A 14,608-nucleotide genomic window follows, 5' to 3' on the forward strand; every position below is an offset into this window, starting at 1 on the left:
GCGTTATTCTTCAGGCGTGCTTTGTGTAAGCTGTTGCAGTGCGTAATCCAGACTTGCCGCCGACACACCGCCTACATGGCGATACAGCAATTTACCCTGGGGAGAATAAAACAGCGTAGTAGGCAATACTGCCACGCCGAAGGCTTCACTTACCGCCCCGCTCGGATCAAGCAGGACATTTTCAAGTTTGAGTCCCTGGCTATTGAGAAAATCATTAACGTCGTGGGCCGACTCTCCCTGATTTAAAAAAATAAAATGCATGTCGGGGTAGTTTTGCTGGGCCTGCTCAAGCACCGGCATTTCGCGGCGACATGGCGGGCACCAGGTAGCCCACACATTCAGTACAATGGGCTTATCCGTAAAGGCTGCAAAGTCCACCGTTTGAAGAACATTATTCTGCACCACCGGTAACGGCATGGTCGTGCTGCGATTTACCCAGTTAACCCCAATATAAACCGGCAACATACAAGCGGCAGTGAGCAGAACAACTTTCACTGAAGGCTTGCGGGTAACAGGCAGTTTATGCACACGCCATATCAGTACCAGTGCCCCGGCTATCAATCCGGCCTGGGGCAAAAAGCCGCCATCGCGAATATCCAGCATGGCCAGCAAGTCAAATTGATATTGTGGCCACATGCGCCAGATAAATCCGGCTCTGGCGCCAAGGAGTGCCGCCACAAAAACACTGAACAGGGTGTTTTCTACCTGCGCGCGTAGTGGCTTTTCTTTTACGACCAGACGAAGCCAGACAAGTGCGAGGAACAAAGCTCCCCACACCAGAACATAGTCGATAGCCAGACCTACCGGCCCTATCGACAAGCTATGCAAGCCGGTTCAACCGGCAAGAGTGATTAAGCGCTGGCTTCACTGAACTGTTCATAAGCCAGCATGGCATCTGCGGCGTACATCAGCGACGGACCACCTCCCATGTAGACCGCCATGCCCAGCGTTTCCTCGATTTCCTGCTTGGTTGCACCAAGCTCCACCAGAGCTTTAACGTGAAAGCCGATGCAGCCGTCACAGCGGGTAGATACGCCAATGGCCAGGGCGATGAGTTCTTTGGTTTTCTTGTCCAGTACGCCATCTTTGGTAGCGGCTTGCGCCATGGCAGAAAAGCCCTGCATGGTATCGCTGATATCACTGCGTAATGCTTTTAAATTACTGGAAATACGTTGGGTAATTTCGGGATAAGACTTACTCATTTTCACGACCTCGTAGGTTACTGTTCAGCCAGCGCCTGATTGAGCACATCCAGTTTGCCGTCGATGGGGCGGAGCAACTCAAGTCCCAGCACTTTTGCCAATGCCGGATACACCTCCAGATTACTGAAGCGCGGAAGGCGTTGCCCTTGCTTAAAGGCAGGCCCGGCAGCGACAAACGTTGCCCCCATGTCCGGATGTTCAGGCAGATAGCCATGACCGCCCGGACCAATACGGCTGTCTTTATTTTTAGCAAACCGGGCCGGTGCATCAATGGTAATGATAATATCACCGGTACGCGGATTATGCGGCATGTGATAATGGTTTCGTTGATTTTCATCAAACACTCTGACTCCGGGCAGTGCTAATGCTCGCAACGCCTCTTCCTGCTTTTTAACGTCCGCCTCGCTGACACCGTCTTTGGCGTACAAGAGTATTTGTTCGCCTTCGTTGAGTACCAGAAAGTCATCGCTGATATTCAGCTCGTCCTGATAAATTATCCGGCTGGTATCTACCGCGTTCATGCCGTGATCAGACACCAGGATTAGGTTAACCTTAATTGGCAAAGCCTGAATACGTTCATACAACTGGCCAATCAGCGCATCAATTTTTTGCACTGCTGCAAAAGTCTGCGGGGCATCCGGCCCATAGTCGTGCCCCACGGTATCGACTAAAGAGAAGTAGCCGGCAATAAACACCGGTCGGGTCGCATCCGAATAGGTCAGCCATTCAATGATCTGATCAATACGCTGCTGATAATCTGAATATTTGGAATAGTGAAAATGATAAGAAGGTAACTGCCCGCCAATCCGTGCGTCTGACTCCGGCCAAAAGTAGGTGGCTGCCGGGTAACCATGGGTTTCCACCAGATTCCAGAACGGCATTGCCGTGATCCAGGTACTGTCTTTATAAGCTTCACCCATGGAATAGTAAGCGTGACGGCTTTTATCGTAAAAACGATTGTTTACAATACCGTGATTAACCGGCAACAGGCCGGTCAGCAGTGAAATATGATTAGGAAAAGTATTGGCCGGATACACCGGCTGCATGCTTTCAGCGCGAACACCGCGAGCGGCAATATTGGCCATCGCCCGGGCCTGATGCTTTTCGATATAGTCGTGGCGGAAGCCATCGATTGAGATTAATACCACATGCTGCTCCGGGCGTTCAGCATGCACATTCAGACTAACAAGAATCAGGCAGCCAAGTAGGCCGCGCCAGCTAAAGAATGTCATAAAAGGCTTTGATATCAATTAAAAAGCATAAGATAACACCTTTTTTATGACACTGGTGTTAACGAATCAAGTGGCCAGCGAGGAACGACCGATTCTGACAGAGGAGTGGCTTCACCTGCTTTGAGTCGCTGCATGCCGGCATACGCTATCATGGCGCCGTTATCGGTACAAAAGCCTAAGCCCGGGTAATACACTTCGCCGTTGATATCCTGCATTAATTTTGTCATGGCAGCGCGTAATGAAGTATTAGCACTCACGCCGCCGGCTATCACCAATCGTTTCAATCCGGTTTGTTTAAGCGCCCTTTTACACTTAATAATCAGGGTATCAATGACCGCTTCCTGAAAAGCAAAAGCAATATTAGCTTTGGTTTGATCACTGCCATCAGCGTCGCGAATGGTATTGGCAGCAAAGGTCTTAAGACCGCTAAAGCTAAAATCCAGGCCAGGCCGGTCGGTCATCGGGCGCGGAAAACTGTAGTGGCCGCCTTCGCCCTGATCGGCCAGCTTCGCTAGCAACGGGCCCCCCGGATAATCCAACCCCAGCAGCTTGGCCGTTTTATCAAAGGCTTCACCAGCCGCATCGTCGATAGACTCGCCGAGTAATTCATAACTGCCAATCCCATCGACCCGCACCAGCATGGAGTGACCACCAGACACCAGCAGCGCAACGAAAGGAAACGGCGGCGGGTTATCTTCCAGCATGGGGGCTAGCAAATGCCCTTCCATATGATGCACGCCAATGGTTGGTACATCCCAGGCATAGGCTAAGGAGCGTCCCACTGAGGCGCCCACCAATAATGCCCCAACCAGTCCCGGTCCACGGGTATAGGCAATACCATCGATATCGTCAGAAGAGGAACCTGCATCGCTCAGCGCTTTTTGAATCAGCGGGACGATTTTGCGCACATGGTCACGGGATGCCAGCTCGGGCACTACGCCACCATAATCGGCGTGCAACTTAACCTGACTATATAAGGTATGCGACAAAAGCCCCTGTTCGTCGTCGTAAACAGCAATACCGGTTTCATCACAGGATGTCTCAATACCTAATACGCGCATAGTGTTCTGTTTGCCTTTAGTTGATCTGATTTAGCAGGGGTGACTGGTTGCGAAGTTTAACCGAATTGGCGAATTCAGGCCACTACGGTGCAGTGGGTGTATTATATCAGGCGTTTTGGCTATTTTTTTAACACTAAGACTTTACATCCTGGGCGTGAATGATTAGAATTTCGCACCATTTTTAACCCGGGTGGTTTAAAAGTACCTATTTTAACCCGGACATCCTGTTAAGTTTTGAGGTGAATTTTTAATGCCTATCGTTAAAGTTAGAGAAAACGAGCCATTTGACGTAGCACTGCGTCGTTTTAAGCGTTCTTGTGAAAAAGCCGGTGTTCTGTCAGAAGTTCGTCGTCGTGAATTTTTCGAAAAGCCAACTTGGGAACGTAAGCGCAAGAAAGCTGCTGCTAAAAAGCGTCACCTGAAGAAGCTGGCTCGCGAAAACGCACGTCGCGTAAAACTGTACTAATACACCTTTAGTCCAGTTTAGCTGCAATAACATGCAGCAAAAAAACCTGTAAGCAACTATCGACTGAGTAACTTATGGCGCTAATCGACGATTTAAAAAATGCACAGAAAGAGGCAATGCGGGCAAAAAACAAGGTCCGTCTTGGCACTATTCGCATGGCGTTAGCAGCTATTAAGCAAAAAGAAATCGATGAGCAGGTAACGTTAGGCGATTCTGATATCCTGGCAGTGTTAACCAAAATGGTTAAGCAACGCCAGGATGCTGCTGCGCAGTACGATTCGGCAGGTCGTGAAGACCTGGCGCAAACTGAGCGCACAGAGATTGTCGAACTCGAGTCTTTCCTACCCCAGCCTCTCACTGAAGAGGAAATTGCCGTATTGATCGACGAAGCTATGGCTTCAACCGGTGCCAGCGGCATGCAAGATATGGGTAAGGTGATGGGTGTTTTAAAACCCCAGGTACAAGGCCGGGCCGATATGGGCGCATTGAGCGCCCAAATCAAACAGCGTTTAGGGTAAACTACCCAACTCACGCTGGCATTTATGGTAGCGGCGCAGATCGTTGCGCTTACCACATATCCTGATAAAGTATCCGCAATCCAATACTTCATGGCAGCGTAGTACAATCTATGGCAGGTAAAATCCCTCGCGAATTTATCGACGATCTGTTGGCCCGAACCGATATCGTTGAAATTGTTGATAGCCGTGTCCGGCTCAAAAAAGCGGGAAAAAACTATTCAGCCTGCTGTCCGTTCCACGACGAAAAAACACCTTCTTTTACCGTAAGCCAGGATAAACAGTTTTATCACTGCTTTGGCTGTGGTGAGCATGGCAACGCCATTTCGTTTCTGATGGACTATGACCGACTGGAGTTTGTTGAAGCCATTGAAGAGCTGGCGAAGATGCACGGTCTGGAAGTGCCAAGAGAGCAAGGTTCAGGTCGTTTTACCAGCGACAAGAACAAGCAGCAGAATGAGTCTGACTTCCAGTTAATGGAAAAGGTCACACGCTTTTTCCAGCATCAGCTTAAACACCATGCTCAGGGCTCTAAAGCGGTGGATTATCTTAAACAGCGCGGCTTGTCTGGCGAAATTGTTAAGCAGTGGGAAATTGGCTACGCGCCGCCGGATTGGGATGCGGTACTCAAAACCTTTGGTACCGACAACGCGTTAAGAAAACAATTGCTTGATCTTAAGCTGGTAAATCAAAACGACAACGGCAAACAGTACGACTTTTTTCGCGACCGGATCATGTTTCCGATTCGTGATAAGCGCGGCCGGGTGTGTGGCTTTGGTGGCCGGATTATGGAAGGCAATGGCCCGAAATATCTGAACTCGCCGGAAACCCGTATCTTTCACAAAGGATACGAGCTGTTTGGCTACTACCAGACCCGCCAGCAACGTAACTTACAGCGCATCATGGTGGTTGAGGGTTATATGGATGTGGTGGCGCTAAGTCAGTATGGCATCCAGTATGCCACCGCTGCACTGGGTACCGCGACCACTCAGGACCACATGACCATGCTAATGCGTGGCACGCAGGAAATTGTGTGTTGTTACGATGGCGACCGGGCAGGAAGAGATGCCGCCTGGCGCGCAGTGGAAAATGCCCTGCCGGCTTTAAAGGATGGCGTACAGTTAAAATTTCTGTTTCTGCCGGATGGCGAAGACCCTGATACCATGGTGCGTCAGATTGGTCAGGAAGCCTTTGAGGAAATGGTCGCCAGGGCAACACCGCTGTCGACCTTTTTCTTTGATGCATTACTTAAACAACATTCCGTTGGCACCCCGGAAGGCAAAATTGCCCTGAAGTCTGCAGCCCAGCCACTGATAGATCAGGTAGCCGGCGAACAGCAAAAGCTGATGCTTAGTGAAGAACTCAGCAAACATGTAGGTGAGTACGACCGTTTTAAACTCGATCGGGATATTCGCGCAGCCAATGCCGGCCCTGGCTCGGCTGCACCAAGACAGCAAAAAAATGACGGCGGCAATATCAATAAAACTCGCCTGTCGCCGATAAGTGTAATGATTAGATTGTTGTTGGAGCATCCGTCGCTGGCAGCAGAATGTGGTGATTCCGTACAGCCTGAATTTCTCAACGGTTCAGGGATTGCTGGTCTCAACGTTTTACAGGACGTGTTCAGTTTTTGTGCCACGCATCCGCAGGCCAAAACTGCGCAAGTGGTTGAAAACTTCCGTGAGCACCCCTATTCAAAGAGTCTGGGTCGGTTACTCGTGCAGGAGCACTTTATTGATGAGGCCGACGCACAAAGGGTATTTCGGGACTGCTTTGCCCGCCTGTTAGACTGGCATTTCGATAGCCGCATTGACCAATTGTTGTCAAAATCAAGAATTCAGGCGCTTAGTAGTGACGAAAAACAGGAATTAAACATGCTCATGCGGGAACGGCAAAGCAGTTAATTCATGACAGCAACATTAAGCATTGGGTATGAATATTGAAAGTTGCGGTGAAGGCTTTAAACCTGAGCAACAACATTCCCGGCGCAGACTTCGGCGTTAGTCGCAGGTAACGGACCTGCGACCGGCAGAACAATAAACGGCGAATTAGCACCATAATTACAGCAGAACCGGCAAGATTTGAAAGGCTTATCAGCAAAATTAGATGCGGTAAAAGTAGCCGCCGTAGTAGTCAAAATAACCGTGTTTCTGTTATACTGTGAAATTCGCTGCCGTCGTCGCAATGGGCAGGCAATTAAACGTAAACCAACAAAAGCAGTCTACCGTAGGTAAGTTGTAACGTTATTACCGCGGTCCGTCATAGAGTTACATTTGGACGGGTCATATTGCAATGGTTAATTTTTGAAAAGTGTAGGGTATATGGCGCAAAGCAAGCAGTCTCAGATTAAACTCCTGATTGCGAAAGGTAAAGAACAAGGTTATTTGACGTTTTCTGAAGTCAACGACCATCTGCCTCAAGACATTGTCGATTCGGATCAGATAGAAGATATCATCCGCATGATTAATGACATGGGTATCCAGGTAGCAGAGTCAGCACCGGATTCCGATGAACTGTTAATGCAGGAAACCACCACTGACGAAGAAGTTGCAGAAGCGGCAGCACAAGCGCTGGCAACTGTTGAAAGCGAAATCGGACGTACCACCGACCCGGTCCGCATGTACATGCGTGAGATGGGTACCGTAGAACTCCTTACCCGTGAAGGCGAAATTGAAATCGCCAAACGTATCGAAGACGGTATTAATCAGGTTCAGTGTTCTGTTGCAGAATACCCTGAAGCCATTACTTACCTGCTCGATCAATGGGACCTTTACGAAGCAGAAGAAATTCGCTTAAGCGATATCATTTCTGGCTTTGTTGATCCAAATAACGAAGAAGACCTCGCGCCCACCGCCACACACGTTGGTTCAGAACTTTCTCAGGAAGAGCTGGACGACGAAGATGATGACGATGACGACGATGATGATGATGACGAAGATGATACCGGTGTTGATCCGGAAGAAGCGCGCCAGAAGTTTGCCGAATTACGCGATCAGTATCAGGTTGCCCGCGAGGTCATCGAAACGAAAGGCCGTACTCACGCCGATTCGCGTAAAGAAATTAACGCGCTGAGCGACATCTTTAAAGAATTCCGCCTGGTACCAAAACAGTTTGATCGTCTGGTTCGCAATATGCGTGAGATGATGGACCGCGTACGGATCCAGGAACGTCTGGTAATGAAGTACTGCGTCATGCACGCCAAAATGCCGAAGAAAGATTTCATCAAAGCATTTGCCGGTAATGAAACCTCTACCGCTTGGTTAGAAGCGATTCTGTCTGGCAGCGCACCGTATGCCGGCGTGTTACAGTCGTACAAAGAAGAAATCGAGCGCAGTGTTGGCAAGATTTCTCAGGTTGAGCAAGAAACCGGGTTGGTGATTGCCGACATTAAAGATATCAACCGTCGCATGTCGATTGGTGAAGCTAAAGCCCGCCGTGCCAAGAAAGAAATGGTTGAAGCAAACTTACGTCTGGTTATTTCAATCGCGAAGAAATACACCAACCGTGGTCTGCAATTCCTCGACCTTATTCAGGAAGGTAACATTGGTCTGATGAAAGCGGTGGATAAGTTCGAATACCGCCGTGGTTATAAATTTTCAACCTATGCAACCTGGTGGATCCGTCAGGCGATTACCCGTTCGATTGCCGACCAGGCACGAACCATTCGTATTCCGGTTCACATGATCGAAACCATTAACAAACTGAACCGTATTTCTCGTCAGATGCTGCAGGAAATGGGTCGTGAACCAACGCCGGAAGAACTGTCTGAGCGCATGCTGATGCCGGAAGATAAAATCCGTAAGGTACTGAAGATCGCGAAAGAGCCTATCTCGATGGAAACGCCCATCGGTGATGACGAAGATTCGCATCTGGGTGACTTTATCGAGGACAGCACTATTATTCAGCCCCTCGATTCAGCGACCGGCGGCAGCCTTAAAGATGCCACTCAGGAAGTTCTGGCTGGCCTGACTGCCCGTGAAGCAAAAGTACTGCGTATGCGTTTCGGTATCGACATGAATACCGACCACACGCTGGAAGAAGTGGGTAAACAGTTTGATGTAACCCGCGAGCGTATCCGTCAGATCGAAGCTAAGGCGTTGCGTAAACTACGCCACCCAAGCCGCTCTGAACAGCTACGCAGCTTCCTGGACGAATAAATCGTCTTGCAAATAGCCATTAAAAGCCAGTCTTAACGACTGGCTTTTTTGTTTGTCTAATCGAATTTAACAAAGTGCATCTGGTGACTGAACGGGTTGATGATCACCTTATAAAGATGCAGTAAATCACTCCCCAGAATACCGACTACCTCTAAATCGGCCAGCACTGCTAAATCCTGCTCGTAACCGGTCAGCGTAATCGCCTCGCCGCTCAGGTTAAAACTTACCTCGTTGTCTTTGCCAAATTTTACTAACTGAGGATCAAATACAGATACACTGGCACCAGTATCCAGCATCACGCGCTGCACTTTACCCTCCAGCATCACTTCAAAAATAAGCGGGCCGTACTGATCTTCATAGGCCAGCGTCATGGTTGGCAGCAAACCTTGCGGTAGTTGTTCGTACATGCGGATAAGTTTGTTTGAATAGTCGAACTCCACGATATAATCCTGCAGAAAGCCCCAACCGATCACCGCCTCAAAATCAGTGGAAATTTGCTTTGCCACATCTTCGATATCGCCGCGAGAGCTGCTAAACCTAACGTCAGAAAACACCTGTTCGCCGAGCTCTAGTGTGTTCAGCGTCCCCTGGTATACGTCCCATTGCTTGCCGTTGATATCACCGGCTTTAAAGCCGGCCTTTTCGAGTGGAATGGCCAGGGCTTCAGCGGTAGAAAAAGCGACTTGCAACCTTTGCTGATCGCCAATATCAACCATCGCTAACAATGGCTCACCGTTCACCTCTATGGCGGTAAAAATCAGACCATAAGGGCTGGTTTCAAATTTTAACGTTATGGGCTCATCACTTGCATAAACCCCATTAACTGCGGCTAAGGTAGCGATTAATAGATAAAAAAATTTGTGGGTAAGACGACGTTGCATGGGTATTCATCCTTGAATAATTATCATCATAGAGCACCTTAAAATATAATCATCGTTGTATAAAATTTCAACGCGCAGGCACTTAAATGGCTGCGCCGAAAGAGAAGTTAACCGTATGTAAATGTTATTCAACCTTGGCCTATTCACCTGTATGAATAAATCAGGCTAATATGCACAGTGGTTAAAGTCACTTTACTGCTAAAAAACGACAGATACGAAATACTAATAACGAAAAGGGAATCCCATGCAATTTCACAGGTTACGACTGAGAGCTGCTGCACTCTGTTTTGCAGTCATCCTCTCTCCCACCGTTTTGGCTGCCACCGAATATCAAAAACCGACCGAGGAAATCCTTAAGCTCGTCGATGTAAAACGCGCCCCCTATTTTCTGATGAATGATAGTCAGGATACCGCGTTGATGCTTTACCGCGATACTTATAAAACTATCGCCGAGTTATCCGAAGAAGAGCTGCGCCTGGGGGGATTACGTATTGATCCCAAAGCGAACATCGGCAGTCGTGATACTTTTTATAACGATTTAAAGATTCAGCGAATCAACAGCCAGCAAACGGTAGACATCGGCGGATTACCCGCTAGCCCGCGTTTATCCAATTTTACCTGGTCGCCGGATCAACAGAAAATGGCAATGACCCATAAAACGCCGAACGGCATTGAGTTATGGGTTGTCGATTTAAAAAGGGCTAAGGCCAAACGCCTTACCAAAGCTATTCTTAACGCCAACATGCGTGATGCGATCAACTGGTTTGCTGATGGCTCTGCACTACTGGTAAAAGTGGTTCCTGACGACCGCCAGCCGCTGATTAACACCGAATCCGCCACGCCGACCGGCCCGACGGTATCGGTAAGTGACGGTAAAAAAGCCCAAAACCGCACCTATCAGGATCTGCTGAAAAACAAAAATGACGAATTTAACTTTGAGCAGTTAACCCGCGCTGCGCTGGTAAAAGTCGATCTCAACGGCAACACCTCTAACTGGCTGGCGCAAGCTATGTACGGCAATATCGATGTCTCCCCCAGCGGCCAGTATGTACTGGTTACCCGTTACCAGAAGCCGTTCAGTTATCTGGTGCAGTACAATCGCTTTCCATCGGTCACCAGTGTGTATACCCAACAGGGAAAATTTGTTAACGACATTGTTTCAGTCCCGCTGATTGAGGATCTGCCCAAGGGCTTTATGGCCACACGTGAAGGCCGCCGCTCCATTCAGTGGCGTGATGATAAACCCGCTACGCTGGTCTTTGCCGAAGCGCAGGATAAAGGCGATCCGGCTGTTGAAGTTGACTATCGCGATGCCGTTTACACGTTAGCGCCACCGTTTGATGGCACACCGTCGCTGTTACTTAAAACCCATAATCGCTTTTCCCGCATTATGTGGGGTAACGACAACCACGCTATCGCCCAGGACTACTGGTGGAATACCCGTAATACCAAAGCTTATGCGTTTAACCCGGGCGACAGTACTGTTACGCCTACGGTTATTTTTGATCGCAATTATCAGGATGCCTACAGCGATCCGGGTTCTTTTGTGACTGAACGTAATGAATTTGGCCAGAGCGTACTGGCAATGGATGGCGCTAAGGTTTTTTTACTGGGTGATGGCTATTCTGATAAAGGACAATTTCCTTTCCTAGACAGTCTTAATCTGAAAACGCTCGAAAAAGAGCGCCTCTACCAGTCTGCTTATACCGAGAAACTGGAAGAATTATACGATTACAAAGTGAATGAGCAAAAGCTCACCGTGAGTATCGAGTCGAAAAGTGAATACCCTAACCGCTACTTCCGACACTTAACCGACCAGTCGCTAACGCAGTTAACAGACTTTGAAAATCCGTTTAAAGCCATTCAGAGCGTTAAAAAAGAAGTCATCACCTATAAGCGCGATGATGGGCTGGAACTTTCCGGCACGTTGTATTTGCCGGTTGGCTACCAGGAGGGTAAACAATATCCGATGATCCTGTGGGCTTACCCACGAGAGTATAAAGATCAAAACAGCGCCTCACAGAATACCAGTAACCCCAATGAGTTTACCTATCCGTTCTGGGGCTCGCCCATTTACTGGGTAAACAAAGGTTACGTGGTGCTTGATGGTGCCGCCTTCCCCATTGTGGGCGAAGGTGACGAAGAGCCCAATGACAGCTTCCGTAGTCAGTTAGTAGCCAACGCTAAGGCGGCCATTGATGCCGTTGACGCTCGCGGGCTTATCGACCGACAGCGCGTAGCAGTAGGAGGACACAGCTATGGCGCCTTTATGGTGGCTAACCTGCTGTCCCATTCTGATTTATTTGCTGCCGGCATTGCCCGCAGTGGTGCCTATAACCGCACCCTCACGCCGTTTGGCTTCCAGTCTGAAGAGCGCTCCTACTGGGAAGCCCCCCAGGTGTATTACACCATGTCACCCTTTATGCATGCCGACAAAATGAAAACCCCGTTGCTGCTTATTCATGGCGAGGCTGATAACAACAGTGGTACCTACCCCATGCAAAGTGAGCGCTACTTTAATGCGCTTAAAGGCCTTGGTGCCACAGCACGATTAGTGATGTTACCCAAAGAGTCCCATGGCTACCGCGCTAAGGAAAGTATCCTGCACATGCTGTGGGAACAGGACCAATGGCTGGAACAACACGTAAAGGCTAAGTAACCCCTGCATTACACAGGCCCGGTGGGCCTGTGTGCTCAGCAGCCTATTTCAACAGGAAAACAACAATGAAAACACTGATTACGCTATTGGCAGGATTACTTGTAAGCGCTTCCACAGCGGTACTCGCCGGTGATAACACTCTCTCAGCCATCGAACAGCAGCAAGGCTGGGAAAGTTTGTTTGATGGTAAGTCACTTAAAGGTTGGCGTAACTATCAAAAGGACGAAGCCGGCAATAACTGGCAGGTTAATAACAGTACCATTTCCCTTACTAAAGAGGGCAGTGGCGACCTGATTACAGAAAAACACTATGCGGAGTTTGAACTGAGCCTGGACTGGATGATTTCCGAGGCCGGCAACAGCGGTGTTTTCTTTCTGGCTGATGAGAGTGAGCAGTATATTTTCTTCCATGCCCCTGAAATCCAGATTATCGACAATGAAAAACATCCCGACAGCAAGCTCGACTCGCACCGCTCTGGTTCACTGTACGATATGGTAGTGGCACCGCCCGCGGCCTATAAAGACGCGGGAGAATGGAATAATCTGCGCATTAAGCTGCACAATAATGTACTGGAAGTCTGGCAGAACGGCGTAATGACTGTTCACATCGTGATGCACTCCTCAACCTGGGACAAGCTGGTAGCAGCCAGTAAATTTGCCAAATGGGACGGCTTCGGCGAGCAAACCAAAGGCCATATCGGACTCCAGGATCACGGCGACAAGGTGTGGTTTAAAAATATAAAAATCCGGGAGTTACACTAATGACAGAATTTGCCCATCAGGTGGTTATTGTTGGCTCAGGTGCAGGCGGTGCGATGGCCGCCTATGAGCTCACCAAAGCAGGCATCAATGTACTGATGCTCGAAGCTGGCCGTGACTATAACCCCAAATCCGAAACGCCGATGTTTAAGCGCAATGCCGAGGCGCCCTTAATGGGGGCTTCTACGACCGATAAGAACTTTGGCTATTATGATGCCACCGTGGATGGTGGCTGGTCGGTCCCCGGTGAGCCCTACACTACCGATGATGACTCCGATTTCTTATGGTGGCGAGCGCGAATGCTTGGCGGCCGCACTAACCACTGGGGCCGTTATTCCCTGCGTTTCAGCGAACATGACTTCAAAGGTAAAACCCGCGACTGTCTGGGCGCAGACTGGCCCTTTGAGTATGCCGATCTTGCGCCGTGGTACGATAAAACCGAAAGCCTGGTAGGGGTTTGTGGTACCAACACCGGGCTTGATGATATGCCCGACTCCCCGCCCGGCGTGCTGCAGCCACCGCCCACCCCGCGGATCCCCGAATTGCTGGTGGCCGCTGCCGCGAAAAAGCACGGCATTACCGCGGTTCCCATGCATCGCGCGGTACTGACCCGGCCTAAAGACGACCGGGCAGCCTGCTTTTATGCCACGCCCTGTGGTCACGGCTGCTCAATTGGCGCGGCATTTCAAACCACCACGTCATTAATTCCGATGGCCCGCCAAACGGGTCATTTTAAGCTCATTACCAACGCCATGGTCAAACAGATAAATACCAATGACGAAGGCAAGGTCACAGGGCTGACTTACATAGACAAAGCCAGTAGCGAAGAGGTAACGCTGGACTCGCCAGTGGTTATCCTGGCCGCCAGCGCCTGTGAATCGGCCAGAATTATGCTGAACTCAGCGTCGCCCGGTCATCCCAATGGCCTGGCTAATTCAAGTGGCCAGTTAGGCCGCAACCTGATGGACTCTACCGGTGCCGGCCTGGGTGCCACCATACCGGCGTTAAAAAACCGCCCGCGCTACAATGAAGATGGTCATACAGCCAACCATCTGTTTATCCCGTGGTGGGGTCACAAAGAACAACATAGGCTGAATTTCCCCCGTGGTTATCACTTTGAGCTGGGTACCGGTTTCAGAGAGCCCGGCGCCTGGATATCCGGCGATTTTTCAGGGTATGGTGAGTCACTAAAAGACGAAGCCAAGGCCAATTACGGCGCCAGTGTGTACTTCGCGCTGCGTGGCGAAATGCTGCCTAATGATAACTGCTATATGGATATTGACCCCAACGTTACCGATAAATGGGGTATTCCGGTAGCTCGTTTCCACTGGCAATGGTCAGAACACGAACTTAATCAGGTGGCTCACGGCCTGCAAACCGCTAAAACGCTGCTTGAAACCATGGGCGCAACCGTGGGTGAGCTGCCACCGCCAGAACAAGCCATCGCCAAAGGCGGCCAGATTATCCATGAAGTGGGCACTGCCAGAATGGGTAGCTCACCATCGGATTCTGTGACCAATCAATGGGGGCAAACCTGGGACTGCCCGAACCTGTTTGTGATGGACGGCGGCGTATTTGCTTCCAACCCGCATAAAAACTGCACACTCACTATTATGACGCTGGCCATGCGAAACGCTAACTGGCTGGCAGGCCAGATCCAACAGGGAGCTTTGTAAT

General features: G+C 49.6%; 12 protein-coding genes. 7 read left to right on the forward strand and 5 right to left on the reverse strand.

What is annotated here, in order from left to right:
* Positions 1-3: 3 nt before the first annotated feature.
* The 4 genes from AC566Q_RS20225 to tsaD are packed head-to-tail and all read right to left on the reverse strand — an operon-like array spanning position 4 to position 3,495.
* Positions 4-828 carry a redoxin family protein gene (locus AC566Q_RS20225; RefSeq protein ID WP_499610030.1) on the reverse strand — a complete coding sequence of 275 codons (825 nt, stop codon included), beginning with the start codon at positions 826-828 and terminating at the stop codon, positions 4-6.
* 23 nt (positions 829-851) lie between these two features.
* Positions 852-1,202, reverse strand: a complete 351-nt coding sequence (locus AC566Q_RS20230) for a carboxymuconolactone decarboxylase family protein (protein ID WP_105932749.1) — start codon at positions 1,200-1,202, stop codon at positions 852-854.
* A gap of 17 nt (positions 1,203-1,219) precedes the next feature.
* Entirely contained in the window at positions 1,220-2,434 is a 1,215-nt protein-coding gene (locus AC566Q_RS20235) for an alkaline phosphatase family protein (RefSeq protein WP_499610033.1), read from the reverse strand.
* A gap of 44 nt (positions 2,435-2,478) precedes the next feature.
* The gene (gene tsaD, locus AC566Q_RS20240) at positions 2,479-3,495 is read right to left on the reverse strand and encodes a tRNA (adenosine(37)-N6)-threonylcarbamoyltransferase complex transferase subunit TsaD (RefSeq protein ID WP_499610036.1); all 1,017 of its coding nucleotides are present in this window, start codon (positions 3,493-3,495) and stop codon (positions 2,479-2,481) included.
* Between the two features lie 250 nt (positions 3,496-3,745).
* On the opposite strand from tsaD, the gene rpsU reads away from it, so the two are divergent.
* The 4 genes from rpsU to rpoD all read left to right on the forward strand — a co-directional run bounded on the left by rpsU (position 3,746) and on the right by rpoD (position 8,633).
* On the forward strand, positions 3,746-3,961 hold the full coding sequence (gene rpsU, locus AC566Q_RS20245; protein ID WP_012517258.1) for a 30S ribosomal protein S21: 216 nt from the start codon (positions 3,746-3,748) through the stop codon (positions 3,959-3,961).
* Positions 3,962-4,035: 74 nt separating this feature from the next.
* Positions 4,036-4,479 (forward strand): GatB/YqeY domain-containing protein, encoded by a 444-nt coding sequence (locus AC566Q_RS20250; protein ID WP_499610040.1) that lies wholly within the window; start codon positions 4,036-4,038, stop codon positions 4,477-4,479.
* Between the two features lie 110 nt (positions 4,480-4,589).
* On the forward strand, positions 4,590-6,380 hold the full coding sequence (gene dnaG / locus AC566Q_RS20255) for a DNA primase (RefSeq protein WP_499610042.1): 1,791 nt from the start codon (positions 4,590-4,592) through the stop codon (positions 6,378-6,380).
* Between the two features lie 417 nt (positions 6,381-6,797).
* Positions 6,798-8,633: an RNA polymerase sigma factor RpoD gene (gene rpoD / locus AC566Q_RS20260; RefSeq protein WP_499610045.1), complete on the forward strand. Its 1,836-nt coding sequence runs from the start codon at positions 6,798-6,800 to the stop codon at positions 8,631-8,633.
* A gap of 56 nt (positions 8,634-8,689) precedes the next feature.
* Here rpoD and AC566Q_RS20265 read toward each other — a convergent pair whose 3' ends face one another.
* Positions 8,690-9,514 (reverse strand): hypothetical protein, encoded by an 825-nt coding sequence (locus tag AC566Q_RS20265; RefSeq protein ID WP_499610048.1) that lies wholly within the window; start codon positions 9,512-9,514, stop codon positions 8,690-8,692.
* Between the two features lie 244 nt (positions 9,515-9,758).
* Between AC566Q_RS20265 and AC566Q_RS20270 the strand changes: the two genes are divergently transcribed.
* From AC566Q_RS20270 to AC566Q_RS20280, 3 genes are all read left to right on the forward strand, one after another.
* On the forward strand, positions 9,759-12,173 hold the full coding sequence (locus AC566Q_RS20270) for an alpha/beta hydrolase family protein (RefSeq protein ID WP_499610051.1): 2,415 nt from the start codon (positions 9,759-9,761) through the stop codon (positions 12,171-12,173).
* Positions 12,174-12,238: 65 nt separating this feature from the next.
* Positions 12,239-12,934, forward strand: coding sequence for a 3-keto-disaccharide hydrolase (locus AC566Q_RS20275; protein ID WP_499610054.1), 696 nt, complete (start codon positions 12,239-12,241; stop codon positions 12,932-12,934).
* On the forward strand, positions 12,934-14,607 hold the full coding sequence (locus AC566Q_RS20280; RefSeq protein ID WP_499610057.1) for a GMC family oxidoreductase: 1,674 nt from the start codon (positions 12,934-12,936) through the stop codon (positions 14,605-14,607). Before AC566Q_RS20275 ends, AC566Q_RS20280 begins: the two co-directional genes overlap by 1 nt.
* Position 14,608 lies beyond the last annotated feature (1 nt).

This window comes from Alteromonas sp. H02 (assembly GCF_059682525.1).

Excerpts from the sequence above, each read along its gene's own strand:
- AC566Q_RS20250 (WP_499610040.1), top strand. The coding sequence starts at position 4,036 with ATGGCGCTAATCGACGATTTAAAAAATGCACAGAAAGAGGCAATGCGG.
- rpoD (WP_499610045.1), top strand. The coding sequence starts at position 6,798 with ATGGCGCAAAGCAAGCAGTCTCAGATTAAACTCCTGATTGCGAAAGGT.
- AC566Q_RS20270 (WP_499610051.1), top strand. The coding sequence starts at position 9,759 with ATGCAATTTCACAGGTTACGACTGAGAGCTGCTGCACTCTGTTTTGCA.
- AC566Q_RS20280 (WP_499610057.1), top strand. The coding sequence starts at position 12,934 with ATGACAGAATTTGCCCATCAGGTGGTTATTGTTGGCTCAGGTGCAGGC.
- AC566Q_RS20265 (WP_499610048.1), bottom strand. The coding sequence starts at position 9,514 with ATGCAACGTCGTCTTACCCACAAATTTTTTTATCTATTAATCGCTACC.
- rpsU (WP_012517258.1), top strand. The coding sequence starts at position 3,746 with ATGCCTATCGTTAAAGTTAGAGAAAACGAGCCATTTGACGTAGCACTG.
- AC566Q_RS20275 (WP_499610054.1), top strand. The coding sequence starts at position 12,239 with ATGAAAACACTGATTACGCTATTGGCAGGATTACTTGTAAGCGCTTCC.
- tsaD (WP_499610036.1), bottom strand. The coding sequence starts at position 3,495 with ATGCGCGTATTAGGTATTGAGACATCCTGTGATGAAACCGGTATTGCT.
- AC566Q_RS20230 (WP_105932749.1), bottom strand. The coding sequence starts at position 1,202 with ATGAGTAAGTCTTATCCCGAAATTACCCAACGTATTTCCAGTAATTTA.
- dnaG (WP_499610042.1), top strand. The coding sequence starts at position 4,590 with ATGGCAGGTAAAATCCCTCGCGAATTTATCGACGATCTGTTGGCCCGA.
- AC566Q_RS20235 (WP_499610033.1), bottom strand. The coding sequence starts at position 2,434 with ATGACATTCTTTAGCTGGCGCGGCCTACTTGGCTGCCTGATTCTTGTT.